The 24,989-nt window shown below is 70.2% G+C and carries 22 protein-coding genes and 1 tRNA gene; 15 read left to right on the plus strand and 8 right to left on the minus strand.

Going from position 1 to position 24,989, the window contains the following annotated elements; translation table 11 throughout:
- Positions 1–30: 30 nt before the first annotated feature.
- Positions 31–912 (minus strand): transglutaminase family protein, encoded by an 882-nt coding sequence (locus QNO11_RS01235; protein WP_257508912.1) that lies wholly within the window; start codon positions 910–912, stop codon positions 31–33.
- The gene (locus QNO11_RS01240) at positions 909–3,440 is read right to left on the minus strand and encodes a circularly permuted type 2 ATP-grasp protein (RefSeq protein WP_257508913.1); all 2,532 of its coding nucleotides are present in this window, start codon (positions 3,438–3,440) and stop codon (positions 909–911) included. The genes QNO11_RS01235 and QNO11_RS01240 overlap by 4 nt, the downstream gene beginning before the upstream one ends.
- 127 nt (positions 3,441–3,567) lie before the next feature.
- On the opposite strand from QNO11_RS01240, the gene QNO11_RS01245 reads away from it, so the two are divergent.
- The 3 genes from QNO11_RS01245 to QNO11_RS01255 all read left to right on the plus strand — a co-directional run bounded on the left by QNO11_RS01245 (position 3,568) and on the right by QNO11_RS01255 (position 5,468).
- Positions 3,568–4,068, plus strand: coding sequence for an amino-acid N-acetyltransferase (locus QNO11_RS01245; protein WP_257508914.1), 501 nt, complete (start codon positions 3,568–3,570; stop codon positions 4,066–4,068).
- Positions 4,069–4,119: 51 nt separating this feature from the next.
- Positions 4,120–4,797 (plus strand): hypothetical protein, encoded by a 678-nt coding sequence (locus QNO11_RS01250; protein ID WP_257508915.1) that lies wholly within the window; start codon positions 4,120–4,122, stop codon positions 4,795–4,797.
- Between the two features lie 263 nt (positions 4,798–5,060).
- Positions 5,061–5,468: a dehydrogenase gene (locus QNO11_RS01255; protein WP_257508916.1), complete on the plus strand. Its 408-nt coding sequence runs from the start codon at positions 5,061–5,063 to the stop codon at positions 5,466–5,468.
- 7 nt (positions 5,469–5,475) lie between these two features.
- Here QNO11_RS01255 and radA read toward each other — a convergent pair whose 3' ends face one another.
- Positions 5,476–6,840 carry a DNA repair protein RadA gene (gene radA, locus QNO11_RS01260; RefSeq protein WP_257508917.1) on the minus strand — a complete coding sequence of 455 codons (1,365 nt, stop codon included), beginning with the start codon at positions 6,838–6,840 and terminating at the stop codon, positions 5,476–5,478.
- A 227-nt stretch (positions 6,841–7,067) separates the two neighbouring features.
- Between radA and QNO11_RS01265 the strand changes: the two genes are divergently transcribed.
- Genes QNO11_RS01265 through QNO11_RS01285 form a run of 5 tightly spaced genes read left to right on the plus strand, consistent with a single transcriptional unit; the run spans position 7,068 to position 13,359 of the window.
- The gene (locus tag QNO11_RS01265; RefSeq protein ID WP_257508918.1) at positions 7,068–8,279 is read left to right on the plus strand and encodes an amidohydrolase family protein; all 1,212 of its coding nucleotides are present in this window, start codon (positions 7,068–7,070) and stop codon (positions 8,277–8,279) included.
- A gap of 49 nt (positions 8,280–8,328) precedes the next feature.
- Positions 8,329–9,936 (plus strand): ABC transporter substrate-binding protein, encoded by a 1,608-nt coding sequence (locus QNO11_RS01270; protein ID WP_257508919.1) that lies wholly within the window; start codon positions 8,329–8,331, stop codon positions 9,934–9,936.
- A complete protein-coding gene (locus QNO11_RS01275; RefSeq protein ID WP_257508920.1) occupies positions 9,936–10,958 on the plus strand; it encodes an ABC transporter permease in 1,023 nt (340 codons plus the stop codon). Before QNO11_RS01270 ends, QNO11_RS01275 begins: the two co-directional genes overlap by 1 nt.
- Positions 10,955–11,752 (plus strand): ABC transporter permease, encoded by a 798-nt coding sequence (locus QNO11_RS01280; protein WP_257508921.1) that lies wholly within the window; start codon positions 10,955–10,957, stop codon positions 11,750–11,752. The genes QNO11_RS01275 and QNO11_RS01280 overlap by 4 nt, the downstream gene beginning before the upstream one ends.
- Positions 11,749–13,359, plus strand: a complete 1,611-nt coding sequence (locus tag QNO11_RS01285; RefSeq protein WP_257508922.1) for a dipeptide ABC transporter ATP-binding protein — start codon at positions 11,749–11,751, stop codon at positions 13,357–13,359. The genes QNO11_RS01280 and QNO11_RS01285 overlap by 4 nt, the downstream gene beginning before the upstream one ends.
- Positions 13,360–13,381: 22 nt before the next feature.
- On the opposite strand, the gene QNO11_RS01290 is transcribed toward QNO11_RS01285, so the two are convergent.
- From QNO11_RS01290 to QNO11_RS01305, 4 genes are all read right to left on the minus strand, one after another.
- Entirely contained in the window at positions 13,382–14,335 is a 954-nt protein-coding gene (locus tag QNO11_RS01290) for an L-lactate dehydrogenase (RefSeq protein ID WP_257508923.1), read from the minus strand.
- 32 nt (positions 14,336–14,367) lie between these two features.
- On the minus strand, positions 14,368–15,765 hold the full coding sequence (locus tag QNO11_RS01295; RefSeq protein WP_257508924.1) for an MFS transporter: 1,398 nt from the start codon (positions 15,763–15,765) through the stop codon (positions 14,368–14,370).
- A gap of 99 nt (positions 15,766–15,864) precedes the next feature.
- Positions 15,865–16,665, minus strand: coding sequence for an SDR family oxidoreductase (locus tag QNO11_RS01300; RefSeq protein ID WP_257508925.1), 801 nt, complete (start codon positions 16,663–16,665; stop codon positions 15,865–15,867).
- Positions 16,666–16,707: 42 nt separating this feature from the next.
- Positions 16,708–17,208, minus strand: a complete 501-nt coding sequence (locus tag QNO11_RS01305; RefSeq protein ID WP_257508926.1) for a MarR family winged helix-turn-helix transcriptional regulator — start codon at positions 17,206–17,208, stop codon at positions 16,708–16,710.
- 108 nt (positions 17,209–17,316) lie between these two features.
- Here QNO11_RS01305 and QNO11_RS01310 point away from each other — a divergent pair.
- Positions 17,317–17,407: transfer RNA gene (locus QNO11_RS01310), tRNA-Ser, on the plus strand.
- 116 nt (positions 17,408–17,523) lie between these two features.
- Here QNO11_RS01310 and QNO11_RS01315 read toward each other — a convergent pair.
- Entirely contained in the window at positions 17,524–18,552 is a 1,029-nt protein-coding gene (locus tag QNO11_RS01315) for a LysR family transcriptional regulator (RefSeq protein ID WP_257508927.1), read from the minus strand.
- A 155-nt stretch (positions 18,553–18,707) separates the two neighbouring features.
- Here QNO11_RS01315 and QNO11_RS01320 point away from each other — a divergent pair, with 155 nt between their 5' ends.
- From QNO11_RS01320 to QNO11_RS01345, 6 genes are all read left to right on the plus strand, one after another.
- Complete coding sequence (locus QNO11_RS01320; RefSeq protein ID WP_257508928.1) at positions 18,708–19,718, plus strand: VOC family protein; 1,011 nt, start codon at positions 18,708–18,710, stop codon at positions 19,716–19,718.
- A gap of 80 nt (positions 19,719–19,798) precedes the next feature.
- On the plus strand, positions 19,799–20,764 hold the full coding sequence (locus QNO11_RS01325) for a fumarylacetoacetate hydrolase family protein (protein ID WP_257508929.1): 966 nt from the start codon (positions 19,799–19,801) through the stop codon (positions 20,762–20,764).
- Positions 20,761–21,759, plus strand: coding sequence for a cyclase family protein (locus QNO11_RS01330; RefSeq protein WP_257508930.1), 999 nt, complete (start codon positions 20,761–20,763; stop codon positions 21,757–21,759). Before QNO11_RS01325 ends, QNO11_RS01330 begins: the two co-directional genes overlap by 4 nt.
- Before the next feature lie 42 nt (positions 21,760–21,801).
- Positions 21,802–22,935 carry an FAD-dependent monooxygenase gene (locus QNO11_RS01335; RefSeq protein WP_257508931.1) on the plus strand — a complete coding sequence of 378 codons (1,134 nt, stop codon included), beginning with the start codon at positions 21,802–21,804 and terminating at the stop codon, positions 22,933–22,935.
- Entirely contained in the window at positions 22,932–23,954 is a 1,023-nt protein-coding gene (locus QNO11_RS01340) for an amidohydrolase family protein (RefSeq protein ID WP_257508932.1), read from the plus strand. Before QNO11_RS01335 ends, QNO11_RS01340 begins: the two co-directional genes overlap by 4 nt.
- Complete coding sequence (locus QNO11_RS01345) at positions 23,951–24,922, plus strand: fumarylacetoacetate hydrolase family protein (protein ID WP_257508933.1); 972 nt, start codon at positions 23,951–23,953, stop codon at positions 24,920–24,922. Before QNO11_RS01340 ends, QNO11_RS01345 begins: the two co-directional genes overlap by 4 nt.
- Positions 24,923–24,989 lie beyond the last annotated feature (67 nt).

The raw sequence follows: 24,989 nt of genomic DNA on the forward strand, positions 1-24,989 counted from the left end.
GATGCCACCCGGCATCCGCTCTTCTTCGTTTCAGGCCGAGACGGGCGCGACGTCGACCGACACGCGCAGCGTCGAGGTCTTCGCCTCGGTCACGATGATGCCCTTCACCGGCGACACATCACCGTAGTCCCGGCCCCACGCCACCGTGACGTACCGGTCATCGGCCCACTGGTCGTTGGTGGGGTCGATCGCGAGCCACTCGTCGGTGCCGGGGACCCACACCGCCAGCCACGCGTGCGACGCGTCGGCACCGAACACCCGCTCCTTGCCGGGCGGCGGCTGGGTCGCCAGATACCCGCTGACGTATCGGGCGGCCACGCCGTGGCCGCGCAGGCACGCCAGCGCGAGGTGGGCGAAGTCCTGGCACACCCCGGCGCGCGTGCGCAGCACGTCGGCGACGGTGCTGGTGACGGTCGTGGCGGTGCTGTCGTAGGCGAAGTCGGCGTGGATGCGGCGCATCAGGTCGGTCACCGCTTCACCGAGCGGTCGGCCGGGCAGAAGGGATGCCGCGGCGTAGTGCGTCGCCTCGGGCACGTGCGCCGCCCGGGCGGATTCCAGCGCGTACTCGGTGGCCCGCCAGGCGCCCGGTGTCTGCGGGTGGTGCAGCGGCCGGGCCCGCTCCCACGGCTGCGCGAGGACCTGCTCGTCGTACGCGGGCGGGTCGACGGTGACATCGCTGGATGCTTCGATCACGAGGGTGCCGTGCGGGTCGGTGAGGTGGAAGTAGGTCACGGAGTTGCCGAAGTAGTCCACGTCCCCGCTCACGTCGCCCGGATTCGGATCGACGGTCACCGCGTGGTCGTGCACGCGCTGCCACGGCAGGTCGCGGGGCACCAGGTGGAACAGCCCCACGCTGTCTTCGACCTCCGCGCTGTACGCGTAGGCGGTGCGGTGCCACACCCGGTACCTCATGCGCGGGCCTGCTCTTCGATCAGGGCCAGCGACGACAGCGCCAGCGGCGGGGGACCGCTTTCGAAGTGCACGTGCGCGACGGCCTCGGCCAGCTGCTCGAGCTGGGCGATGGCATCGACGAGGAACTCCGTCAGCGCCGAGCGGTGCTCGCCGTCCGCTGCCGTCAACGCGGCGATGTCGGCGCTCGCCAGTTCCCGCTCGAGGTGCTCGCGCAGCCGCTCCGGGCGGGTCGATCCGGTCGAGGCGGGCATGGCCGCGAGGTGGGTGCCCAGGGCATCGAGCGAGAACATGAGCGAGCGGGGGTTGTCGCGATCCAGCAGCAGCAGGTCGAGGGCGTCGGCGGTGCGCAGCGACCCGCGGTAGCGGCGGCGGTAGGTGACGATGCTCTCCGCCGCCGTCAGCATGGCCTCCAGCACCTCGCGGTCGGCACGGATGGCGCGGCGGCGCGTCGCGGTGCCCACCAGCAGATGGCACAGCTGCAGGGCGCGCTCCAGGCACCGCCCTGCTTCGATCATGTGCCAGCCGGAGTCGCGCATCATGCTCGCCGTGACGCCCTGCAGCGACAGCACCGCGGTGAGCATGCGCCCGGCTGATTCCGCGGTGCGGTGGGCGTGGGGCGCGGAGCGCAGCGCGCGGGTGGCGCGGTCGACGTTCGAGAACACCCGCCAGGTGTCGCCGGAGAGCTGGTCGCGCACGCCCTCCAGGGCATCGCGCAGGCGCGCGACGGCATGGGCGGCGCTGCCGAGGCGGTCGGTGTCCAGCAGCAGGGAGCGCAGCTCGGCATCCGGATCCGCGAACCGGCTGCCCGCCAGCCGGTGCAGTGCGTCCAGCAGCACCCGTGTGCTCTCCATCGCCTCCGGGCCGTGGTGGCCGCTGATCTGCTCCAGCTGGTGGTGCGCGGTCAGCAGCAGGCGCAGCAGGTCCTCTGCGCGTTCGGCGTACCGCCCCGCCCAGTACATGTCCGCCAGGGCGCGCGGCGCAAGTGTCGGCACGGAGGGGCCGAAGGCCAGGGGCACGCTCTCGACGAGACCCTGGTCCGGATCGTCCGCCGAGGCCTTGAGGACCCATACGTCCTTGGTGGTCGGCCGCGCCTCGATGCCGCTGCGCACCGTCGCCAGCCCGCCGACGAGCGGGCGGTATGCCGACCCGTAGCGGAGGGTGAAGCTGCGGAAGACCAGCGGTCGCGCGGCGGCTCGAGTGCCGCCCGCCCATACCGGGGCCTGCGACAGCGGCAGCAGGTCCTGGCCGACGTAGCGATAGGGGGCGGCGAGGATGCCGGCGGTCAGCTCGGCCGCGTCGGCTCCGGACAGCGCCGCACGGGTTTCGTCGATCGTCCGCACGATCAGGTGCGGGTCGCCTGCGGCGATGCGCTCGAGTACGCGTTCCCGTGCATCGGGGTCGCCGCACCACAGCGTCCCCACCGACGGCAGCCGCAGCTGTTCTCCCAGCAGCATCTCGCACGCGGCGGGGAGGAACGGCATGAGCGCCGGGTTCTCCAGCACTCCCGCGCCGAGTCCATTGACCAGGCGCACGCGCCCGCGCCGGACCGCTTCGGCAAGGCCCGCCACGCCGAGCCGGGAGTCGGCCCGCATCTCCAGCGGGTCGCACCACTCGGCATCCACGCGTCGCACGATCACGTCGACGCGCTCCCGCGGCGGGGTGCTCGGCCAGCCGGCCGGCTTCATCCACACCCAGCCGTCGCGCACGACCAGGTCGCTGCCCTGAACCAGCGGCATGCCGAGCGCATTGGCGAGGAACGCCTGGTCGAAGGCCGTCTCGGAGTGGGGGCCGGGGGAGAGCACCACGACCTGCGGTGAGGCGACGCCGGGGGCCGAATCCAGCAACGAGGCACGCAGAGCCGAGAAGTACGGCTCCATCCGGTGCAGGTCGCTCTCCTGGTACAGATCGGGCAGCACCTGCGCGATCACGCGGCGGTTCTCCATGGCGTACCCGAGACCCGACGGCGCCTGCACGCGGTCGGCCAGCACGTGCCACTCGCCGTCGGCGTCGCGGCCGAGGTCGGTGGCCGACAGCAGGAGCGGCTGCATGTCGATGACGCCGGGACGGGCCACCGGCCGGGCGAACCCGGAGTGGCCGAACACGGTCGCGGCGGGCACCGTGCCGGAGGACAGCAGCGTCTGCGGGCCGTACAGGTCACTCAGCACGGCGTTGAGCAGCTCGGCGCGCTGAGCCAGCCCCACGTCCAGCCGCGCCCACGTGGGGGCGTCGATCACGAGCGGCATCGGGTCGAGCTGCCACGGCTGGGCGCCGGCATCCGGGGTCACATACGTCACGCCGTCATCGGCGAGGAACCGGGTGATCTCACCCTCCACGCGGCGCAGCTCGTCGGGGGTGAGGGCAAGAGCCAGGTCTGCCATGGCCTTCCACCCCGGGCGCAGCCCGCCGTCGGGGGAGATGACCTCGTCGTACCGCGCCACGGCATCCGGGGCGAAAACCCCGTCGTGGCTCGCCGGTACGGCGAACGGCAGCGTCGGCTGGGTCACCGCCGTCGCATAATCGCGCAGCACACTCACGCCTTCGGACCTCCTCCGGTCGGTGAGCGGCGCCGGTCAGCGCGCGCTATGAAACTTACCGGAGGAGCGGCGGGCACCGCGGCACGGCGGCCCGGTCCAGGCGGCGGCGTAGGGTGAGACGGTGAGCAGTTTCACCGTCCGCGCCGCACGTACCTCCGACGTCCGCGGCATCCTGGCGATGCTCGACCCCTATGTGCAGCGGCGCATTCTGCTCGGCAAGGACATCGTCGTACTGTACGAATCGGTGCAGCAGTTCGTCGTCGCCGAATCCGACGGTGTGCTCGTCGGGTGCGGCGCGCTGCACGTGCTGTGGGAAGACCTCGGTGAGGTGCGCACGCTCATCGTGGTGGACGACTGGCTGCACCGTGGCGTCGGCCGCGCGATCGTCGATCACCTCGAGAACGACGCCCGGGAACTGGGCCTGTCGCGGCTGTTCTGCCTCACGTTCGAGGTGGACTTCTTCCGCGCCCGCGGTTTCGCGCCCATCGGCGAGCACATCGTCGACCCCGACGTGTACTCCCAGCTGCTGCGCAGCCCCGACGAGGGCATCGCCGAGTTCCTCGATCTGGCGCACGTGAAGCCGAACACCCTCGGCAACACGCGCATGCTCAAGCACCTGTAAAACGCCGCGCGCCCGCCGCGCGGGCAGGATGCCGCGACGTAGCCTAGAGCCATGTCCGATCCCGTCCGTCGCCGGCATTCCCCCGCCGTCTATCGTCGTCGCCGGCTGCTGGTGCTGCTGGCGGCGATCGTCGTGATCGCCGGGATCGTGCTGCTGCTGGTGTGGCAGCCGTGGAACGCCGGCGCGAGCGGACCCGATGATCGCAAGACTCCGGTGTCGACGAGCACCCCGACATCCACCCCGACCGGCTCGCCCGCACCGTCGACCCCACCGATGCCGTCGCCCGAGGCATCCGCGTCGGAGGACACTGCCGGCGCAGTGGCGGAGTGCGAGGCGGCGGCGATCGAGGTCGCCGGGCTCACCGACAAGGACACCTACGCGGCGGGCGAGAACCCGCAGCTGTCGATCTCGCTCACCAACAACGGCGGGGTGCCCTGCACGATCAACGTCGGCACCACGACCCAGACGTTCACGATCAGCAGCGGCGACGACGTCTGGTGGCGCTCGACGGACTGCCAGACCGAGCCGAGCGACCAGATCGTGACGATCGACGCCGGGCAGAGTGTCACCAGCGCCGCGCCGCTGACGTGGGACCGCACCCGCTCGTCGGTGTCGACCTGCGGCGAGACCGGCCGGCAGAGCGCACCAGGCGGCGGGTCGTCGTTCCACCTGCGGGTGGCGATCGGCGGGATCGAATCCACCACGAGCAAGCAGTTCCTGCTCCATTGACCCGAATTCGTCGCGGGTATCTAAGAGGATTCTCACTGTTTGTCCCCCAAAGAGGGGACAGCCCGCCCGAGTGGGGGTGTCGTACGCTTATACCAAGTTCTCGTACGCTGTCCCCGCTGTCCCCAGCAGTTGAGTGAAACCCTCCCCAAGAGTTTCGCATCGGGAAATCCAGCTGCGGTGAACCATGGGCCCTCTCGAGTCCCCCAGTCCCCAATGGGCGGCCCGAGAGGGCCCCTTCTTTTTGTCATCGGTAGGCTGGAGCGATGGCCGGCAAGAAGAAAGCGAAGCCCTCGGCGTCCGAGCAGTTCCGCAACACGCAGCTGGCCGATGCACTGCAGACGCAGGACATGGCAGCCGTCGCGTTCGCGCTGCGCCACGGCCCGACGGTGGTCCCGCTCATGCGCCCGGGTCAGCGTGACAACCCGCTGGACGTCGGTGAAGTGTGGACCTACCGCGACCCTCGCACCGGCGATATCGCGCTGCTGCTGTTCAGTGACGCGAAGAACAAGCCGGCGACGCTGCCCCCGGGTGTTGCGCTGCAGTCCCCCGGGTGGCTGCGCGCATTCCTCAGCGCCCACGAGGAGCAGATCACCACGGTGTTCTTCGACATCGCCGGACCCCACCCGCTGCAGGCGACCCCGACCGACCTCATCGCCGCGCTCGACGCGTGAGCGACGCTCAGAACCCGGGGGAGTCGCCCGGCTCGACGCGGTGCATGCGCGGCAAGTCGCGCAACGCGTCACGCAGGGTCTTGCTCGACGCGTCGAGCACCGTGCGGTAACCCAGCCGCGCGGCCTCGCCGTGGCGCTGGTCGCGCTGGGTGACGGGCCGGATCTCGCCGGCGAGGCTGAGTTCGCCGATCGCGGCGAGCTTGGACGGCAGGGCACGGTCGCGCACGGCGCTGGCGACGGCAAGCGCGATCGCGAGGTCGGCAGCGGGCTCGGTCAGGCGCACGCCTCCCACCGTGGAGACGTAGACGTCCAGGTTGGACACCGTGATGTTCGCGCGCTTCTCGAGCACCGCGAGGATCATCGCCACCCGTGACCCGTCGACGCCGCTGACGATGCGCCGCGGGTTGGGCGCACCGGTGGCCATAGTCAGCGCCTGCACCTCGACCGGCAGCGCGCGCCGGCCCTCGAGGGCGATCGTGACGCACGTACCGGGTTCGGGGGCGCCTTGACCGAGGAACAGCACACTCGGGTCGGGAACTTCGGCGATGCCCGCGCCGGTCATATTGAAACAGCCCACCTCGTCGGTGGCGCCGAACCGGTTCTTCAGCGCCCGCACGAACCGCAGCGACGTCTGCCGGTCGCCTTCGAAGTGGCAGACGACATCGACCAGGTGCTCGAGGATGCGCGGCCCCGCGATGGAGCCGTCCTTGGTGACGTGCCCGACGATGATCACGGGGAGGTCCCGCTCCTTCGCCACGCGGATGAGCGTGGTCGCCACTTCCCGCACCTGCCCGGGGTGTCCCGCCATGCCGTCGGACAGTGACGAGGATACCGTCTGCACCGAGTCGACGATGAGCAGCTGCGGCTGCACCTGGTCGATGTGGCCGAGGATCGTCGCCAGGTCGGTCTCGCTGGCCAGGTACAGCTCGTCGTGCAGGGCTCCGGTGCGTTCGGCGCGCAGTCGCACCTGCCCCAGCGACTCTTCCGCGCTGACGTACAGCACCCGCCGGCCCACGCGGGCGCTCTGCGCGGCGACCTCGGTGAGCAGCGTCGACTTGCCGACACCGGGCTCGCCGGAGAGCAGGATCGCGGCGCCGGGAACGAGTCCGCCGCCCAGCACGCGGTCGAACTCGCCGATGCCGCTGGTGGTGCGCGAGGCCTCTTGCGTCTGCACCTGCGTGATGGGCCTCGCGACGCGCGCCGCCCCGGGGGCGACGGGGGCCATGGTGCGGATGATGCCGGCCTGCTCGGCAGCCTCGACCACGGTGCCCCACTGCTGACACTCCCCGCAGCGCCCGGCCCACTTCAGGGTCGTCCAGCCGCACTCCGTGCAGCGATAGGGCGCGGTGGTCGCTGCGCGTCGTGTGGCCATGCATTCAGGCTACGGGGCGGGTCGGACACCGGCGTCCGCCGCGCGGGAGCAGATGATAGCGGCGCGGACGCGCCCCGGAAAATCGACCCCTCGCAATGTTTCGGGACGGTAAACCCTCGCGCCGAACGGCGTCATTTGGCGAGGTGCGGTATCGCGCAACCCATAGCGTGGTGAGCGATGCGCTTGTCGCGTCCACCCCCCACACCGTTGTTCCAAGGAGTTCCGTCGTGCCCGCGAATCCGCAGACCGTCACCGGCCTGACCCTGTGGGACGGCGACCTCGATCGCGGTCCCGCCCAGCTCGAGTGGGCCGGCGACCGCATCACCGCGGTCACCCCGGTGCAGGCCCCGCAGACCCCGCCCGCGGAGTTCAGCATCATCCCCGGCCTCATCGACACGCACGTGCACCTGGACTCCGCTGCCGCGGCATCCGCGGTGGACTGGATGACCTGGCCGCTGATCACCCCGGCGTCGGAGCGGTCCCTGCATGTGGTCGCTCACGCGCGCACCGCCGCCGCCGCGGGCGTCACGACCCTGCGTGAGCTGGCGGGCGGCGAAGTGCAGCTGTCCGCTGCGCGGGGACTGCGCGCCGGTCTCATCCCGGGGGCGCGCGTGCTCGTCCACGGCCCCGTCGGCATGACCGCCGGTCACGGCGACCTCTTCGTGCCGCCGCACTACCCGCACCGCCCGCCGGTGGCCGATTCGCCCGACGAATGCCGCAAGCTCGTGCGGGAATGGGCGCGTTCCGGTGCCGACGGCATCAAGATCTTCACCAGCGGCGGGGTCCTCTCCGTCGGGGACAAGGTGGGCTGGCGCAACCAGACCGACGCGGAGATCGCGGCGACGGTCGACGAGGCCCATGCGCTGGGCATGCTCGTGGCCGCACACACCCACACCGCCGAAGGCGTGGACATCGCGCTGAAGTTCGAGGTCGACTCCCTCGAGCACGGCACCGGCATCCTGCAGCGGCACTGGGACACGCTCCTCGAGCGGAACATCCCGGTCGCGCCCACGCTGCTGATCAACGACGCCATCGCCGATCGCCGCATCCCCGTCAGCGACGAGGCAGCCGAGAAGGCGCGCGCCGTCGTGGCCGAGCGCGACGCGAACTTCGCCGGAGCGGCAGCAGCCGGCATCCGGTTCGTCCTCGGCACCGACGCCAACGGGATCATGGTGAAATTCGGCGACCAGCTCGAGGAGCTTCGCCTGATGAAGCGGGCATTCGCCTGGTCCTCGGAGCGCACGCTCCGGGCGGGCACCTCCGATGCGGCCGACTCGCTCCGGCTCACCGGAACTGTCGGACGGCTCCAGCCAGGTCAGGCTGCGGACTTCGTGATCGTACGCGGCCGCCCGTGGGAGGACATCGACGTCCTCACGGCGGAGAACGTCGTCGCCGTCGTCGCCCGCGGGCAGCTGGTCGCCGGCGCGATCCCGGCGTGATCCTGCGCGTCCCCCTCACCGAGACCCCCCTGGCAATCAAGGAGAAACCGTGACCCACTCACGCCCCCGCCACGCACGACGCATCGCCGCCTCGCTGACCGCCGGCCTGGCCGTCGTCGCTCTCGCCGGATGCTCCGGCGGTGCCGAGACGTCGTCGGCACCTGCCGCCGACCTCGCGCAGGACATCGTCTTCGCGCTGAAGGAGGACCCGACCTGCCTGGACCCGCAGCAGACCTCGGTGACCACCTCGCTCATCGTCGGACGCCAGCTGGCCGACTCGCTGCTGGACCAGAACCCCGACACCGGTGAGATCGTGCCGTGGCTGGCCAGTGAGTGGGAAGCCAGCGACGACCTGACCTCGTACACCTTCACGCTGCGCGAGGGCGTCACGTTCAGTGACGGCACGGCGCTCACCTCCGAGGTCGTCGCGGCCAACTTCGACGCCATCGTCGCCCTCGGCGCCTCGGCCTCCCTCGCGAACGGCTACCTCGCCGGATACGAGGGCACCGCGATCGCCGACGACAGCACGTTCACGGTCACCTTCTCCGCACCCAACGTGCAGTTCCAGCAGGGGGCCACGACCATGTCGCTCGGCATCCTGTCCGCCGCGACGGTTGCCGCCTCCGCCGAGGACCGCTGCCAGGCCGTCGTCGGGTCGGGGCCGTTCGTGCTGGAGTCCTACGTGCCCAACGACGCGGTCGAACTGGTGGGACGCGAAGGTTACGACTGGGCGTCCCAGCTGCGCGAGCACGAGGGGCAGGCCCACCTCGACTCGATCAGCTTCCCGATCATCGCCGAGCCGAGCGTGCGCACTGGCGGACTCGAATCCGGCGAGTACGACGTCATCCAGGACGTGCCGTATGTCGATGAGTCGCGTTTCGGCACCGACGAGTACCGCCTGTACGCCAAGGCGAACCCGGGCGTTCCGAACTCGCTGGTGCTGAACACCACGCGCGGCCCGCTGGCCGACGAGGCAGTGCGCCAGGCCATCTCGGCGGCGCTGGACCGTGAGCAGATCAATGTGCTCACCGGGTCGCTCAGCGGCTCGGCGCCCACCAGCGTGCTCACCTCCTCGACCCCCGGATTCACCGACCTCGGCGACGTGCTCGCTTTCGACGCCGACCGGTCCGAGGAACTCCTCGAGGGCGACGGCTGGAGCCTCGGCGAGGACGGCATCTACGAGAAGGACGGCGAGCCGCTCACGGTGACGGTCACGGCGTTCTACGCCCAGGACGTGCTCGAGGCGGCCCAGATGCAGCTGCGCGAGGCCGGCATCGACCTGCAGCTGAAGATGGTGTCCTCCGGTGACTTCTTCGGAGCGGTCGCCTCCGGCGACTACGACGCCCTCGGTGCGGCGCTGACCCGCACCGACCCCGATGCGTTGCGCACGCTGCTGTCGACCGAGTCTGCGGCCCGCTGGGGCATCGTCGACGACGCCGAGCTGGAGGCGCTCCTGCAGGAGCAGGCGCAGACGGCGGATGCCGACGCGCGCCAGAAGCTCGTCGACGACATCCAGCAGATCGTCGCCGAGCGGGCGTACGTGATCCCGACGCTGGAGACGGTGCAGCTGCACGGCTCGCGTGCCGGCGTCGAGGGCATCACCTTCGATTCGGCCGCCCGCCTGCACCTGTACGACACGCGGGTCGTCTCGGACTGATGGCGTCGCCGGAGCAGCGCGCAGCACCAGCGCACGGGGAAGGCGGCGCGCGAGCGATCGCCCGCTTCCTGGTCCCGAAGATCCTGCAATGCCTCTTCGTGATCTGGGCGACCTATTCCGTCGCCTTCCTGCTGATGCACGCGTTGCCCGGCGACCCCGTCCTCGCCGCGCTCTCCCTGCGCGGCGGGGACGCCACCTCCACCGATCCCGCTGAACTCGACGCCCTCCGGGCCCGCTACGGGCTGGACGGCCCGGTGTGGCAGCAGTATCTGACCGGGTTCCTGGGACTGTTCGCCGGCGACTTCGGCATCTCGATCGCCACCGGCCAGCCGGTGATCGACATGATCGGCCGGGCGTTCCCCCACACCGCTGCGGTCGCCGTCTTCGCCCTCGTCACCGGGTTCGTCGTCGCGCTCGCCTTCACGGTGTGGGCCTACATCGCCCGACCCGCGTGGCTGCGCGACGTCGTCGCCCAGATCCCACCGCTGGGCATCGCCATCCCCGCCTTCCTCACCGGTCTCGTGCTGATCAGCGTGTTCTCCTTCGGGCTCGGCTGGTTCCCGGCATCCGGCACCGACGGATTCGCCAGCATCGTGCTGCCGGGCATCACGCTGGCCCTTCCCACCGGCGCCATCTTCTTCCAGGTGTTCTCGGCGGCGGTGTTCGACGCCGGTGCGAGCCCGTTCGTCACGACCGCCAACGCAAAGGGTCTCGCGCAGCGCACCGTCGTGACCCGTCACGTGCTGCGCAACGCGCTGCTGCCCTCCATCACGATCATCGGCCTGCAGATCGGCTATCTCGCCGGCGGCACCGCGGTGGTCGAGACGGTGTTCTCGCGAGACGGCATCGGCCGTCTCACCGTCGACGCCGTGCTCGCGCGCGACGTCAACGTCGTGATGGGCGTCGTGGTGGTCGTGGCCACCGTGTACGCGGTCGTCACGCTCATCGTCGACGGTCTGTACGGCGTGATCGACCCGCGCACCCGCACCCGGCTGCGCACCGGGAAGGCGGCCACCCGATGAACGTCCTACGCAAACCCGGGCTGCTGCTGTCGATCCTGACGCTCGCGGTGGTCGTCGTCGCCGTGATGGTCCCGCAGCTGCTCGCCCCCTACGACCCGTTCGCCTCCGTCGGCACCGCGCGGCTCGCCCCGCCCAGCGCCGAGCACCTCTTCGGCACCGATCACCTCGCCCGGGACGTCTTCTCCCGCGTGGTGCACGGGGCGCGGCTTTCGCTGTCCGCCGCCGTTCTCGCGGTGGTCGCGGGACTCGTGATCGGTTCGATCGTGGGGCTGGTGACCGGATACCTCGGCGGCCCGGTGGACTTCGTGATCATGCGGTTCGTGGACGTCCTCATCGCCATTCCCGGCATCCTGCTTGCCCTCATCGTGGTCGCCTCCCTGGGATTCGGCCCACTCTCGATCGCGCTCGGCGTAGGGCTCGGGGCCGCGGGTTCGTTCGCGCGGATCATGCGCGCCCAGGTGCTGCGGGTGAGGGCGGAGGAGTACGTCGAAGCCGCTCGCACCCTCGGGGTCCGCGGCCCGGCTGTCCTCGCGCGACACGTGCTGCCCAACGCCGCCCGGCCCATCGTCGCGATGGCGGCGATGGAGCTGGCTCTGGCCATCCTGTCGGTGTCAGCGCTGAGCTTTCTGGGCTTCGGCGCCCAGCCGCCCGCCCCGGAGTGGGGCGCCCTGGTCTCGGCCGGGCGCGATTTCGTCGCGACGGCGCCGTGGCTGAGTCTGCTGCCCGGTGCGGTGATCCTTGCCGTCGTGCTGTCGGTGAACAGCGTGGCCCGATCGATCCGAGGTGACCGATGACCGCTTTGCTGCAGGTGCGCGGACTGCGCGTGGACTACGGCACCGGCCGGCGCGCCAACCCGGCCGTGCGCGGCGTCGACTTCGACATCGACGCCGGCGAGATCGTCGCGGTGGTGGGGGAGTCCGGGTCGGGCAAGAGCACGATCGCGCACGCCCTGATGCGGCTGCTGCCGGTGGAGGCGCACATCCGCGGCGGCGAGATCCGCTTCGACGGAGTGGAGCTGCGCACCGCATCCATCGGCGCGCTGCGACGCCTGCGCGGTCGGCGCATCGGCTTCGTTCCGCAGGACCCCTCGAACAGCCTCAACCCCCTGATGCGCGTGGGGGAGCAGATCGCCGAGAGCCTGCGCCGCCACCGCGGCCTGTCGAAGGCGGATGCCGCCGCTCGCGCGATCGAGATCATCGCCGAGGTCGGCGTCCCCGATGCGGCCCGGCGTGCCGGTCAGTACCCGCACGAGCTATCCGGAGGCCTCCGGCAGCGCATCCTCATCGGCATCGCGTGGGCCTGTGAACCCGATCTGGTCATCGCCGACGAGCCCACCAGTGCTCTGGATGCCACCGTGCAGCGTCATGTGCTGGACCGGATGCAGGCGCTCGCGGCCGCGCACGGCACCGCGGTGCTGCTGGTCACGCACGATCTCGCCGTCGCCGCCGATCGTGCCGATCGCATCGTCGTCGTGCACAACGGCGAGATCGTCGAAAGCGGCAGGTCCCGCGACGTGCTCGCGGCACCGCAGCACGACTACACCCGGCGGCTGGTAGCCGCCGCTCCGGGGCTGCACAGCGGACGGCTGCAGCCCAGCGTCGGCGTCGCGACCCGCACCGCACCAGCCGGCGAACCGCCCCTTCTCGACGTGCGCGGGCTGGGCAAGACCTACGGAACGGGTGCGCGCGGGGTGGCCGCCGTCGAAGCGGTCGAGTTCTCCGTCCCGCGCGGGTCGACCTTCGCCCTCGTGGGCGAGTCGGGGTCGGGCAAGAGCACTACCGCGCGCATGGTCGCCCGCATCATCGAGTCCGACACCGGCACCGTCGCGTTCGACGGACGCGACATCACCGGGCTGCGCGGCAGCGAGCTGCGGCAGCTGCGCCGGCGGATCCAGGTCGTCTACCAGAACCCGTTCGGGTCGCTTGATCCGCGGATGAGTGTGGCCGGGCTCATCGCCGAACCCCTGCGGGCCTTCGGCGCCGATCGGGTCCAGACGCGCGCAACCGTGCGCGAACTGCTGGCTCAGGTGCGCCTGGCCCCGGAGATGCTCACCCGTCGCCCCGCCCAGCTGTCAGGCGGGCAGCGGCAGCGGGTGGCGATCGCCCGAGCGCTGGCGCTGCGGCCGGAGCTGGTGGTGCTCGATGAGCCGGTCTCGGCACTGGACGTCTCAGTGCAGGAGCAGGTGCTCCAGCTGCTGGTCGATCTGCAGGCAGAGCACGGCCTGACGTACCTGTTCATCTCGCACGATCTCGGGGTGATCCGCCAGATCTCCGACCGCGTCGCAGTCATGCGCGACGGGCGCATCCTGGAGCAGGGGGCACTGGAGCAGATCTTCCAGCAGCCCGCCCACGACTACACGCGGGAACTGATCGGGTCCATCCCGGGCACGCGCGTGTCCTGACGACGCCGAGCGCGCCGCGTGATCAGCCGCGCAGTTCGTCGGCCACGGTGCGCAGTGCGTCGGCGGAGTGGCGGAACAGTTGCAGCTCGCTCGGCGAGAACTGCGTCCCGTAGATAGGGATGGCACCGCCCGCGCTGACGATCGACGGGACCGACAGGGCGACGCCGGAGACCCCGTGGAAGTCCTCGAGCACCGTGGACACCGGCATGACCGCGTGCTCATCGCGCAGGACCGCCTCCACGATGCGGGCGCTGGACAACCCGATCGCGTAGTTGGTCGCGCCCTTGCCCTGGATCACCTTGTACGCGGCATCCCGCACGTCGATCGCGATCTGGTCGAGCTCGTCCACCGTCATCCGGGGGTGGCCTTCGGTCTCCCAATCCAGGATCGGCACGGTGCCGATGAACGCCTTGGACCACAGCGGAAACTCGGTGTCGCCGTGCTCGCCCACGATGTAGGCGTGCACACTGGTGGATGCGACGCCGGCGCGCTGGGCCAGCTTCCACCGCAGGCGGGAGGTGTCCAGCACCGTCCCCGACGCGAAGATCCGCTCCGGGGGAAGCCCGGTGGCTTCCTGTGCCAGCACGGTGAGCACGTCGCAGGGATTGGTCACGATGACGAACACGGCGTTGGGGGCGACTTCCAGCAGCTTCGGCATCATCGACTTCAGGATGTTCGCGTTCGTGCCGGCGAGCTCGATGCGGGTCTGCCCCGGCTTCTGCTTGGCGCCGGCCGTGATCACGATGACGTGCGAGCCCTCTGCCACGGAGATGTCGCTGCCGCCGATGATGTCGCTCGACCCGGTGAACTGCGTGCCGTGGGCGAGGTCGAGCACCTCCGCCTCGGTTTTCTCAGTGGCGATGTCGTAGAGCGCGATGTGGCGCGCGGAGCCGCGGATGAGAGCGGCATAGGCGGTGGACGATCCGACGCTGCCGGCGCCGACGACGGTCAGTTTCGAGTTCTCGATGACGCTCATGGCCTCAGTCTCGCAGGACCGGATGCCGCTGACTACCGGGGTGCCGAACGCGCGTCGCTGTCGGCACCGGGGTCGCGAACGGGATTGCGGATGCCGAGGAACGACACGACGCCGCCCGCCGCCATCAGTGCGGCCGTCGCGATCGCGGCGCGGTGGAAGCCCTCGAGGTCGAGCGAACCGCCCACGATCGCCGCCAGCATCGCGATCACGATGAGGCCGGCCACGCGCGCGACGGCGTTGTTCACCGCCGAGGCGATGCCCGACCTCTCCGGTTCGATCGCGCCGAGGATCGCCGCCGTCAGGGGTGCCACCGTGATGCCCAGGCCCAGCCCGAACACCAGCATGCTCGGCAGCACCTGCCACCAGTAGTCGAAGCTCACCCCGACCGTCAGCAGCAGCAGCGACCCGGCCGCCATGACCAGCGGGCCCACTGTCATGAACAGCCGTGGGCCGATGCGGCCGGCCAGCACCCCCACCCGCGAGCTCAGCACGATCAGCAGCAGAGTCGTCGGCATGCTCGCCAGGCCCGCGAGCGTCGCAGTCAGACCCGCGCCCTGCTGCAGATACACACCCACGACGAAGCCGTTCAGGGAGAGTGCGCCGTAGATGAACGCCGTCGCGAGGTTGCCGGTCCAGAAGTTGCGCACCCGGAACAGCCCCAGCGGCAGGATGGGGTTGCGCACCGCGCGCTGGCGCCACAGGAATGCGGCGAACAGGGCGATCCCGAACACCAGCGGCAGCCAGATCGCGGGCGACGACCACCCGAGATTCGGCTGCTCGATGAGCGCGAAGACCATGCCCCCCAGGCCCAGGGTGCACAGGAACGCACCGAGCCAGTCGATCGAGGCATCCGCCCGGCGCTCGTCGCGCACCTCGAGGCGCGGCAGCAGCCACAGCGTGATGACGATCGGCACGACGTTGACGACGAACGCCCAGCGCCACGACAGGTAGTCGACGAACAGTCCGCCCACGACGGGGCCGGCGATCGTGGCGGCAGTCGTCAGCGCGGTCCAGACGCCGATCGCCTGTGCCTGCAGCGGTCCGCGGATGCTGGAGGTGATAAGCGCGAGCGAGCTCGGCACGAGGAACGCGCCGGCGGCGCCCTGTACGGCGCGGGCGACGATCAGCAGCACCGGGTCGGGCGCGAGGGCGATCGCGACGGATGCCACGGCGAACCCGATCAGCCCGATGCGCAGCACCAGGATGCGCCCGTACGCGTCGCTGACGGAGCCGGCCAGCAGGATCAGTGCGCCCAGGGTGATCAGGTACGCATCGACGGTCCACTGCTGGGTGGTCAGCCCGCCGCCCAACTCTCGGCTGATCGCCGGGAGAGCGACGTTGACGATGCTGCCGTCGAGGAACGCGACGAACGAGGCGAGCACCGCGACGGCGACGACGAGCTGCTGCTGCCGTGTCATCGACGGGGACATGCCCTCACGCTAGACCGGCTGCGGACGCAGGGGCAGGTGGTGGCGGATCGGAACGAGGGCGATGGATGCCGGGGTGCGGCATCCATCGCCCTGTCGGGTTCAGTGCGTGTCGGCCCAGGCCCAGATGTCATCTCCGCGCAGCGACGCGTCGGCGCCGCCGTCGTTGTAGATGACCTGGCCGGCGAGGTGGGTGTTCTCCACGCTGGTGAGCCAGATGAGCAGGTTGCTGATCGACTCGGCCGGCTGGTGGTAGTTCAACGGCATGGGCACCGAGGCATCCACCATCGCGGCGCCTTCGGGGGTCTTCAGCAGCTCGGTGGTCATCGGGGTGATGACGGTGCCGGGGGCGACCGCGTTCAGCGGAATGCCGGCGCCGGCCCAGGCGGGCGTGATCGCCTCGCGGCGGACCCAGCGGGACAGCGCGCGCTTCGAGGACGGGTAGACGAGGTAGCCGACCTTCGGGCCCTGCGCGGTGAGGCCTTCGGCGATCTCGAGCGCGCGTGACTCGTCGCCGGCGAGGGCGGCGTCGACCATTTCGGTCGAGTGGGCCTGCAGGGACGCCATCGACGACACGACCGCGGCACGGGGGGCGTCGGACTTCGCCAGTGCGGGCAGGAGAGCTTCGAGCAGTTCGGTGACGCCGAAGAAGTTGACCGAGATGGTCTTCGGGATGGGTGCGGCGATGCCGGCGCACGCGATGACGGCGTCGATCGTGCCGCCGGCGAGGTCGATGGCGCTCGCTGCGGCCTGCGTGCGGCCTTCGCCGGTGGACAGGTCGGCTTCGATGTCTGCGTTGCGCAGGTCGATGCCGATGACGCGCTCGCCGCGGTCGCGCAGCAGCTGGGCGGTGGTCGCGCCGATGCCGGATGCCGATCCGGAGACGATGTAGGTGCGGGGCATGGGTGCCTCTTTCTTTTGTGGGCCCGGGGTGGGGGCCGTGGTTCAGGTCGCCGCGTGGTGGCGGACGGGTGGGAAATCAGGGGGAACGTCGATGCCCACCGCCCTGACGAAGCGCAGGGTGAGTTCGGCGAAGGTGCGCCGCTCGGCGGCATCCCAGTCGTGGAGGGCGCCGTCGATCATCTCGAGGCCCTGGGCTACCAGGAGGGCGAACACCCGTGCGCCTGCTTCGGTGAGGGAGACGATCGTCGCGCGCCCGTCGGCGGGGTCGGGCGACTTGGCGATCAGGCCGGCGGCGTCAAGCCGGGAGAGCTGCTTGCTCATGGTCGGACGCGTCACGCGCAGGTTGGTCGCAAGGTCGCTCGCGCGCTGGGGGCCGCCGAGGCCGAGGATGTAGACCGGCTGGATGTCGCCGGCGTCGATGGTCAGGCCGGCCTCACGGGCGATGGCCTCTTGGCGGGTGAGCGAGGACCACTGCGCCATCAGGCGGGTGAGCGAGGACAGCAGGACTGCTTCGGCAGCGGGGGCCTTCGTTGGCGTGTCCATCCGTCGATCCTATGCCAGGTAGTTGCCTCAGGCAATTAAATGCCGAGGCCGCTCCGGGCGCCCAGGCGCGATTGGCGGCCGGGCCCGGCGTCACGTAGGATTGTCCGCGGTGACGTGTCCGAGCGGCCGAAGGTGCAACTCTCGAAAAGTTGTGTAGGGTAACCCCCTACCGTGGGTTCAAATCCCACCGTCACCGCCATAAATCCCTGATCAGGCGGTACTTCTGAGTTCCGCTGAACGGATGGGAAACAACGGGCGGGTTCAGGTCTCTGTCGAGGCCCGGATCCGCCCGTTTTTACGCGGTTCTCAGTGCCATCAGATTCTCCGAGCGCCGGATGTCGAGCCGGTCGACTCTCGAAAGCGACTGACTCGATAGCGAACAGTGTTCACGGGCGCTTGCAGCCTGCCCGCTGCGACCTTCGCGTCCTGATCACAAGCCGTCGCCTCGACGAACTGCTGCCGCATCCAGATGTGCTCCGGATCGTGCGTGTGGATCGGATGCCACCACAGGGCGTTGCTGATGGGGGTCGGGTCGAACGGGGGCTCTATCGCGCGAACCCCGCCCATGCCGACGAGGAGGTCGGCGAGTCGCGACTGCACCATCGCGAGGCGGCGGGTTCCCGAGATGAACGGTGCCAGCGACAGGAAACTCTCCACGACGGCCTCCACGCGCGGCTCGACGCCGAGGTGCTGCAGCTGCTGGCTGACGGAGGTGAAGGCGGTGCGGGACTGGTATGTGTAGACCCATGGTGCGGCGGCCATGTCCGCCATGCTCAGCGTCGCTCCGATGCTGTTGTTGGAGGTGGCTGCGAGGACGACCCAATAGTCCTTGTTCAACGTGAGGTGTGGGAGGTCGGCGACGAAGCCGTGCGGCAGGAGAAGGGCATCGGTCGAGCGCAGCTTTTCGTCGATGTTCTCGATGATCTGCGGTGAGTGGAGCATGAAGCGGAGCTTCACGGCGGGCGCCCGCGCCGCGGCCAGTTTCGACACCGCCTGCCCGATCGTGGCGAATCCGTAATCGGATCCGTAGACGGAGAACTCCCGGGTCGAGGTGCTCGGGACCCACTCGGTCTGACTCTCGAACACGCGCCGCGCCATCTCCAACGCGATGGAGGTGTGTTCGAGGAGGCGGATGGCCAGCGGCGTGAGCTCGTACTCGTGGCCACGGCGGGTGAGGATCGGATCGGAGAAATGCGTGCGCAGACGCGCCAGTGACGCCGAGAGTGCCGGTTGACTCAGTCGCAGTCGCTGTGCCGCCCTCGTGACGCTGCGTTCGGTCAGGAGCGCGTCCAGCGCCGTGAGCAGATTGAGGTCCAATCGGGACAGCGGTGGCTTCTCTGCCATGGCGACTCCTTAAGGGACGGCGACGGTGCCGAAGAGTATCCCGCCACTATAAATGGGATCGATGCCCGGCATCGACAACCGGGTGTTCCCTGATAAGTCAACGGCGTCGATAGTGGAAGCACGGGGCGCACGGAGCCCTTTCGGAAAGGTCAAGGATGATCATGCTTCTCTCTCACCTCTCGTACGTCACGATCACGTCGACGGATGTCGAGGCATCGGTGGAGTTCTACAGGGACCAGGTCGGGCTCACCGAAGTCGAGCGCGTGGGCGACGCCGTCTACCTGCGCTGCTGGGGCGACTACTACGCCTACTCACTCGTGGTGGTGCCCGGTGACGAACCGTCGCTCGCGACGATGGCGTGGCGGACCTCCAGCGCCGAGGCGCTGAACGAGGCCGTGCGCCGGATCGAGGCCGCCGGGGTGCAGGGCGAATGGGTCGAGCAGCACGCGATCGGTCGCGCCTACCGCTTCACGGGTCCGTGGGGGCACTCGATGACGCTGCACTGGGATGTCACTCGGCACCGCGCGGAGCCGTCGGCCGCGTCGATCTACCCCGACCGGCCCGAAAAGCGCAGTCATGTCGCCGGCGCTCCGCGCCAGCTCGACCACGTCACGATCGCCGCGAGCGACGTCGACGGGTTCGCGCGCTGGTACAACGAGGTGCTGGGCTTCCGGATCATGGCGCGTACCGTGCTCGACGAGGCGCCCATCTCGGTGTTCTCGGTGCTCACCACGAACGAGAAGTCGCACGACCTCGGCGTCGTGCTCGACGGTTCCTCGCGCGCCGGGCGGGTCAACCACTACGCCTTCTGGGTCGACACCCGCGAGGAGCTGCTCATCGCCGCCGACGTCCTCATGGAGCGTGGCACCGCGATCGAGTACGGGCCTTCCATCCACGGCATCGGCGAGCAGAGCTTCCTCTATTACCGCGAGCCCTCGAGCATGCGGATCGAGCTGAACACCGGCGGCTACCGCAACTACGTGCCCGACTGGGAGCCGCAGACGTGGAAACCGTCGCTGGGGTCGAGCAACGTGTACCGCAACGCTGCGATGCCGATGTCGATGACGGAGTCGTTCCCGCCCGCCGATGGGCCCACCGCCACGGAGGAAGGCGTTCCCGACGAGATCAAGGCCGCGCTGCTGAACCCGTACACCCGTCACGGCTGAGCGCTGCTCGTTTTGTCCCGGGGCGGCCGCCGTGTTGCTGCCGCCCTGGGACGCCGTACGTCACGACTCGAGGAGGACTCATGACCCATACCCCACCTACCGCCCCCTTCGCCCTCGCCCGATACCGGCAGGGCGATGATGTCGTTCTCGGGCTCGTCGCCGGCGACCGCATCCGTCCCCTCGGTGAGGAGGACCTGGGAGCCGCCGATCTGAACGCGTTCCTCGCGGAACCCGAATGGGAACGTCTCGCAGCGCTCGCCGAGGCGGAGGGGCCGTGGACTCCGCTGTCCGAGGTGGTTCTGACCGCTCCGGTGCAGCCGCGCCAGGTGCTGCAGGCCGGCGCGAACTATCGCACGCATGTCGTGCAGCTGATCGTCGGCGGACTCACCAAGGGCGAGTCGGCGCTGACGCCGGAGGAGGCGCGGGCCCGTGCCGAACGCATCATGGATGCGCGCGCCGCCAGCGGTCGCCCGTTCGTCTTCATCGGCATGCCGCAGTGCGTCGTGGGAGACGACGTCCCCCTCACGCTTCCGTCCTACAGTGACGTGCATGACTGGGAGCTCGAACTCGCCGTCGTCATCGGCCCCGAGGCGTTCCGCGTGGGCCGAGACGAGGCCATGAGCCACGTTGCGGGGTACACGATCACCAACGACATCTCGACCCGCGATCTGCTCTTCCCCTCCGACGTGGGCGACATCGGCGCCGACTGGTTCAGCGCCAAGAACGCGCCGGGCTTCCTCCCCACGGGGCCCTACCTCGTCCCGGCGCCGTTCGTTGACCCCGCGAATCTCGCCATCCGCCTGGAGCTGAACGGCGAGGTGATGCAGGATGCCACGACCGCGGAGCTGGTCTTCGACGTCGCCGCGCTCGTCTCGACCGCGTCCCAGACGCTGCCGCTTCTGCCGGGCGACATCCTCCTCACCGGCAGCCCCGCGGGCAACGGCCAGCACTGGAAACGATTCCTGCGCGATGGTGACGTGATGACCGGCACGATCGAGGGCGTCGGCACGCAAGTCGTCCGCTGCGTCGCGGAGGCGGCCGCATGACCGCGCCGAGCGAGCACCCGGCCGACCTCGACCGCAACGACCCCGAAGGCGAGATCGCCGCGCGCGTGACGGCGTATCGCAATTGGGGCCGGTGGGGTGAGGACGACGTCCTGGGCACCCTCAACTTCATCGACGAGGCCAAGCGCGTCGAGGCGGCGGCACTCGTGACGCAAGGGCGTGTCGTCTCGCTGTCGCAGGCGTTCAACACGGACGGCCCTCAGAAGGGGTGGCGGCGCCGGATCAATCCCGTCCACACCATGACCGACACCGGCACCGACGCCGAACGCGGCAACCAGCCGTTCCCGCACGGCATCGGCGGCGCCGACGACTACATCACGATGCCTCTGCAGTGCTCCACGCAGTGGGACGGCCTCGGCCACATCTTCGACCACGGGATGGCGTGGAACGGTCGCCGTGCGGGCGATGTCGTCACCAGTGACGGCGACCTCGTCACCGGGATCGAGCACGCGGCCGCTGTCATCGTCTCCCGTGGCGTCCTGCTCGACATGGGGCGCTTCCTGCAGCCCGACACCGGAGAACTGCCCGACGGCTACGGCATCACCGCCGCCGACCTCGACGCGTGCATCGCGGCGCAGGGGGAGTCCAGCCGGGTCGGACGCGGCGACATCCTGCTGGTGCGCACGGGCCGGCTCGCCCGTGCCCGGCGGGAGGGGTGGAACGACTATGCCGGCGGCGAAGCGGCCGGCATGTCGCTGACCACCGCCGGCTGGCTGCACAGAAGCGAGGTCGCAGCGGTCGCCACCGACACGTGGGGCTTCGAAGTGCGCCCCAACGAGTTCGACGTGCCGTCGTTCCAGCCTCTGCACCAGATCGCGATCCCGAACATGGGGCTCACGATCGGTGAGATGTGGGACTTCGACGAGCTCGCCGACGCGTGCGCCGCACGCGGACGCTGGGACGTGCTGCTGTCGGCGCCACCCCTGCCGATCACCGGGGCGGTCGGTTCGCCGATCAATCCGGTGGCCGTCTTCTGACACACACCACCGCACACCCGAACAGAACAGAGAGGTTCTGACATGACTGCAGTGCACACCGTCGCAATCGTGGGGTCCGGCGTCGCCGGCCTGGCCGCCGGCATCCAGCTGGCCAAGGCCGGCGTCGAGGTCGATCTCTTCGAAGCCAAGCCGCAGCTGACCGCCCTCGGCTCCGGCATCAGTCTGCAGGGCAACGCCCTGCGGGTGTTCGACGCGCTGGGCGCGTGGGACGACATCCGCGAGGCCGGATACCCGTTCGAGGGGCTCACCTTGCGCGCGCCCGGTCCCGGTGCTCCCGTGGTCGCCGAGCTTCCCGATGTGAAGACGGGAGGTCCGGATTATCCGGCCGGGATGGGGATGCCGCGGGCAGAGCTTGCCCGCATCCTCTTGGCGCACGCCGAGCGCGCGGGCGTGCAGGTGCACTTCGGAGCGAAGCTGACCGGCCTCACCCAGGATGCGGACGGCGTCCAGATCGAGATCGAGGGCGCGCCTGCCGGCCGCTACGACCTCGTGATCGGCGCGGACGGGCTGCACTCGACGGTGCGCGAGCTCATCGGGATCGAGGCGAAGCCCGAGTCGACGGGGATGGGGATCTGGCGCACGTTCGTCTCGCGCCCGGCGGAGGTCGAACGCAGCACGCTCTACTACGGTGGGCCGGTCTACATCGCCGGCTACACCCCGACGGGTGAGGACAGCATGTACGCGTTCCTCGTGGAGAAGGCAGAAGACCGCTTCGGCGTCGACCCTGACGAGGCGCGCCGGCTCATGCTCGAGGCATCGCGTGCGTACGACGGGCCGTGGAACCAGATCCGGGCCGACATCGAAGCCGGCGCTGACGCGCACTACACGTGGTTCACGCAGCATCTCGTGGCAGAGCCGTGGAACCGTGGCCGCGTGGTCATCATCGGTGACGCCGCGCACAGCTGCCCCCCGACGATCGCCCAGGGCGCCGCGCAGGGGGTGGAGGATGCCTTCGTCCTCACCGAACTGCTCACGCGGGGCGAGAGCCTCGACCAGGGGATGTGGGACGAGTTCCACGCCCGCCGCATCCCCCGCGCGGGGGCGGTGGTGGCAGCGTCGGTGCAGCTCGGCCAATGGCAGATCGACGGTGATCGCAGCGCCGACGCCGGCGGGCTGATCTTCGGGATCGCGCAGAAGATGGCAGAGCCCGCATGACCGCGCCGCCGCAGTCCGTCACCGACGTCCACGCCCATCTTCTCCTGCCTGGGCTGCACGCCGAGGTCGCGCGCCGCGCCCCCGACCTCGTCGCCGAGGCCGCTGCACTGGAGCTCGTGCGCCACGGTGCCGACAGCCAGGCGGTGTCAGGACCGATGGTCGGTGCCCGCGTCCCCAAGCTCACCGACGTGGGCCTGCGCCTGGCTGCGATGGACGCGCAGGGCGTCGACGTGCAGTGGGTCAGCGCCTCGCCCAACCATTTCTATCCGTGGGCGCCCGAGGGACTTGCGGTGTGGGCCGCGGCTGAGGCGAACCGTCTCATCGCAGAGCACACCGCACAGGCGCCGGATCGCCTCGTGGGACTGGGACTCGTGCCCCTGCAGCATCCGGAGCGCCTCGTCGAACTGCTCGACGACGCCGTGCTCGGCCGCGGGCTCGCGGGGGTGGAGATCTCTTCCTTCGCCGGTGACGTGGAACTGTCGGACGAGCGGCTGGAGCGGTTCTGGGCGCGCGCGGCGGAGCTCGGCTGCGTCGTCTTCCTGCATCCGTTCGGCTGCTCGCTCGACGAGCGGCTCGACCGGTTCTACCTCGCCAACACCGTCGGGCAGCCCGTCGAGAACGCCGTCGCCCTGTCGCACCTGATCTTCGCGGGGGTGCTGGACCGTCACCCCGGTCTCCGGCTCGTCGCGGCGCACGGCGGCGGGTACCTGCCGACCTCGATCGGCCGCAGCGATCACGCGTGGCGCGTGCGTCCCGATGCGCGCGTCTGCGCGCACGAACCGTCCAGCTACCTGCGGAGGATCTGGTTCGACACGGTCGTGCACGACGCCGGCGCGCTGCGTCACCTCATCGAGGTCGCCGGCGAGAGCCAGGTCGTGCTCGGCAGCGACTTCCCGTTCGATATGGGCTTGGAGGATCCCGTCGCCTTCGTGGAGTCCGCCGGTCTCGCACCGCAGGCCGCGGAGCGCATCCTGCGCTCAAACGCGGCGGCCCTGCTGGGAAAGACGGTGGACGCATGAGAATCGCTCGCTGGACCCACGAAGAGGTCGTGGGGGAGGGCTTCGTCGTCGACGGCCGCGTCGTGCCCTTCCCGGACGGGCTGACGGTCGCCGACGCCCTCGCCCGGGGGATCGACGGAGCCGCCGCGCTGCTGTCGCGCGTCGCCGACGCCGCCGGCATCCCGCTCGCCGACGTGGACCTCCTCGCCCCCGTCGTACCCCCATCCGTGCGCGACTTCGTCGCCTTCGAGGAGCACGTCGAAGGTGTGAGTGCCGGAGTAGAGGGGAAAATCGACGTGCCGCCCGAGTGGTACCAGGCGCCGACGTTCTACTTCACAAACCCGCACACGATCCTCGCCCCGTTCCAGGAGGTCGCGCCACCGGTCACCGAGCGCCTCGACTTCGAGCTCGAGGTCGCCGTCGTGATCGGGGCAGTGCCGGGATCGACGGGGTCGAACCTCACGCCGGACGCGGCCGCCGAGCACATCTTCGGGTACACGATCATGAACGACTGGTCGGCCCGCGACCTGCAGGCCCGCGAGATGAAGGTGCGCCTCGGGCCGTGCAAGGGCAAGGACTTCGGCACGACGCTGGGGCCCTGGATCGTGACGGCGGACGAGCTCGCGCCCTACCTCGACGCGGAGGGCTTCCTCGCCGTCCGCGCCGAGGTGTACGTCAACGACGCGCTCGTCGGCGAGGACCTCGTGTCCAACGCGGGCTGGCCGTTCCCGGAGTTGGTGGCGTACGCGTCGCGCAACTCGCGGGTGGTCCCCGGCGATGTGCTCGGCTCGGGCACCGTCGGCAACGGAGGATGCCTCGGCGAGCTGTGGGGGCGCAACCAGGGCCTCATCCCGCCTCCGCTGCAGACCGGCGACGAGGTGCGGATGGTCGTCGAGGGCATCGGCGAGATCCGCGCCCGCGTCGGCGCCCCCGTGCCGGCTCCGGTTCTGCCGCCCGCACGCCCGCGCTCACGGGCGCGTCGTCGCTGACGGCATCTCGGGACAACAGAAGATCGCCCCCCGCACGGTATCCGTGCGGGGGGCGATCTTTTGCGTT

This window comes from Microbacterium sp. zg-B96 (assembly GCF_030246865.1).
Classification (GTDB): Bacteria; Actinomycetota; Actinomycetes; order Actinomycetales; family Microbacteriaceae; genus Microbacterium.

Bases quoted from the DNA above. Each gene is read 5' to 3' on its own strand.
- QNO11_RS01280 (WP_257508921.1), top strand. From the start codon at position 10,955: ATGAACGTCCTACGCAAACCCGGGCTGCTGCTGTCGATCCTGACGCTC.
- QNO11_RS01295 (WP_257508924.1), bottom strand. From the start codon at position 15,765: ATGTCCCCGTCGATGACACGGCAGCAGCAGCTCGTCGTCGCCGTCGCG.
- QNO11_RS01335 (WP_257508931.1), top strand. From the start codon at position 21,802: ATGACTGCAGTGCACACCGTCGCAATCGTGGGGTCCGGCGTCGCCGGC.
- QNO11_RS01255 (WP_257508916.1), top strand. From the start codon at position 5,061: ATGGCCGGCAAGAAGAAAGCGAAGCCCTCGGCGTCCGAGCAGTTCCGC.
- QNO11_RS01250 (WP_257508915.1), top strand. From the start codon at position 4,120: ATGTCCGATCCCGTCCGTCGCCGGCATTCCCCCGCCGTCTATCGTCGT.
- QNO11_RS01325 (WP_257508929.1), top strand. From the start codon at position 19,799: ATGACCCATACCCCACCTACCGCCCCCTTCGCCCTCGCCCGATACCGG.
- QNO11_RS01345 (WP_257508933.1), top strand. From the start codon at position 23,951: ATGAGAATCGCTCGCTGGACCCACGAAGAGGTCGTGGGGGAGGGCTTC.
- QNO11_RS01330 (WP_257508930.1), top strand. From the start codon at position 20,761: ATGACCGCGCCGAGCGAGCACCCGGCCGACCTCGACCGCAACGACCCC.
- QNO11_RS01290 (WP_257508923.1), bottom strand. From the start codon at position 14,335: ATGAGCGTCATCGAGAACTCGAAACTGACCGTCGTCGGCGCCGGCAGC.
- QNO11_RS01320 (WP_257508928.1), top strand. From the start codon at position 18,708: ATGATCATGCTTCTCTCTCACCTCTCGTACGTCACGATCACGTCGACG.
- QNO11_RS01340 (WP_257508932.1), top strand. From the start codon at position 22,932: ATGACCGCGCCGCCGCAGTCCGTCACCGACGTCCACGCCCATCTTCTC.
- QNO11_RS01275 (WP_257508920.1), top strand. From the start codon at position 9,936: ATGGCGTCGCCGGAGCAGCGCGCAGCACCAGCGCACGGGGAAGGCGGC.
- QNO11_RS01235 (WP_257508912.1), bottom strand. From the start codon at position 912: ATGAGGTACCGGGTGTGGCACCGCACCGCCTACGCGTACAGCGCGGAG.
- QNO11_RS01285 (WP_257508922.1), top strand. From the start codon at position 11,749: ATGACCGCTTTGCTGCAGGTGCGCGGACTGCGCGTGGACTACGGCACC.
- QNO11_RS01300 (WP_257508925.1), bottom strand. From the start codon at position 16,665: ATGCCCCGCACCTACATCGTCTCCGGATCGGCATCCGGCATCGGCGCG.
- radA (WP_257508917.1), bottom strand. From the start codon at position 6,840: ATGGCCACACGACGCGCAGCGACCACCGCGCCCTATCGCTGCACGGAG.
- QNO11_RS01315 (WP_257508927.1), bottom strand. From the start codon at position 18,552: ATGGCAGAGAAGCCACCGCTGTCCCGATTGGACCTCAATCTGCTCACG.
- QNO11_RS01305 (WP_257508926.1), bottom strand. From the start codon at position 17,208: ATGGACACGCCAACGAAGGCCCCCGCTGCCGAAGCAGTCCTGCTGTCC.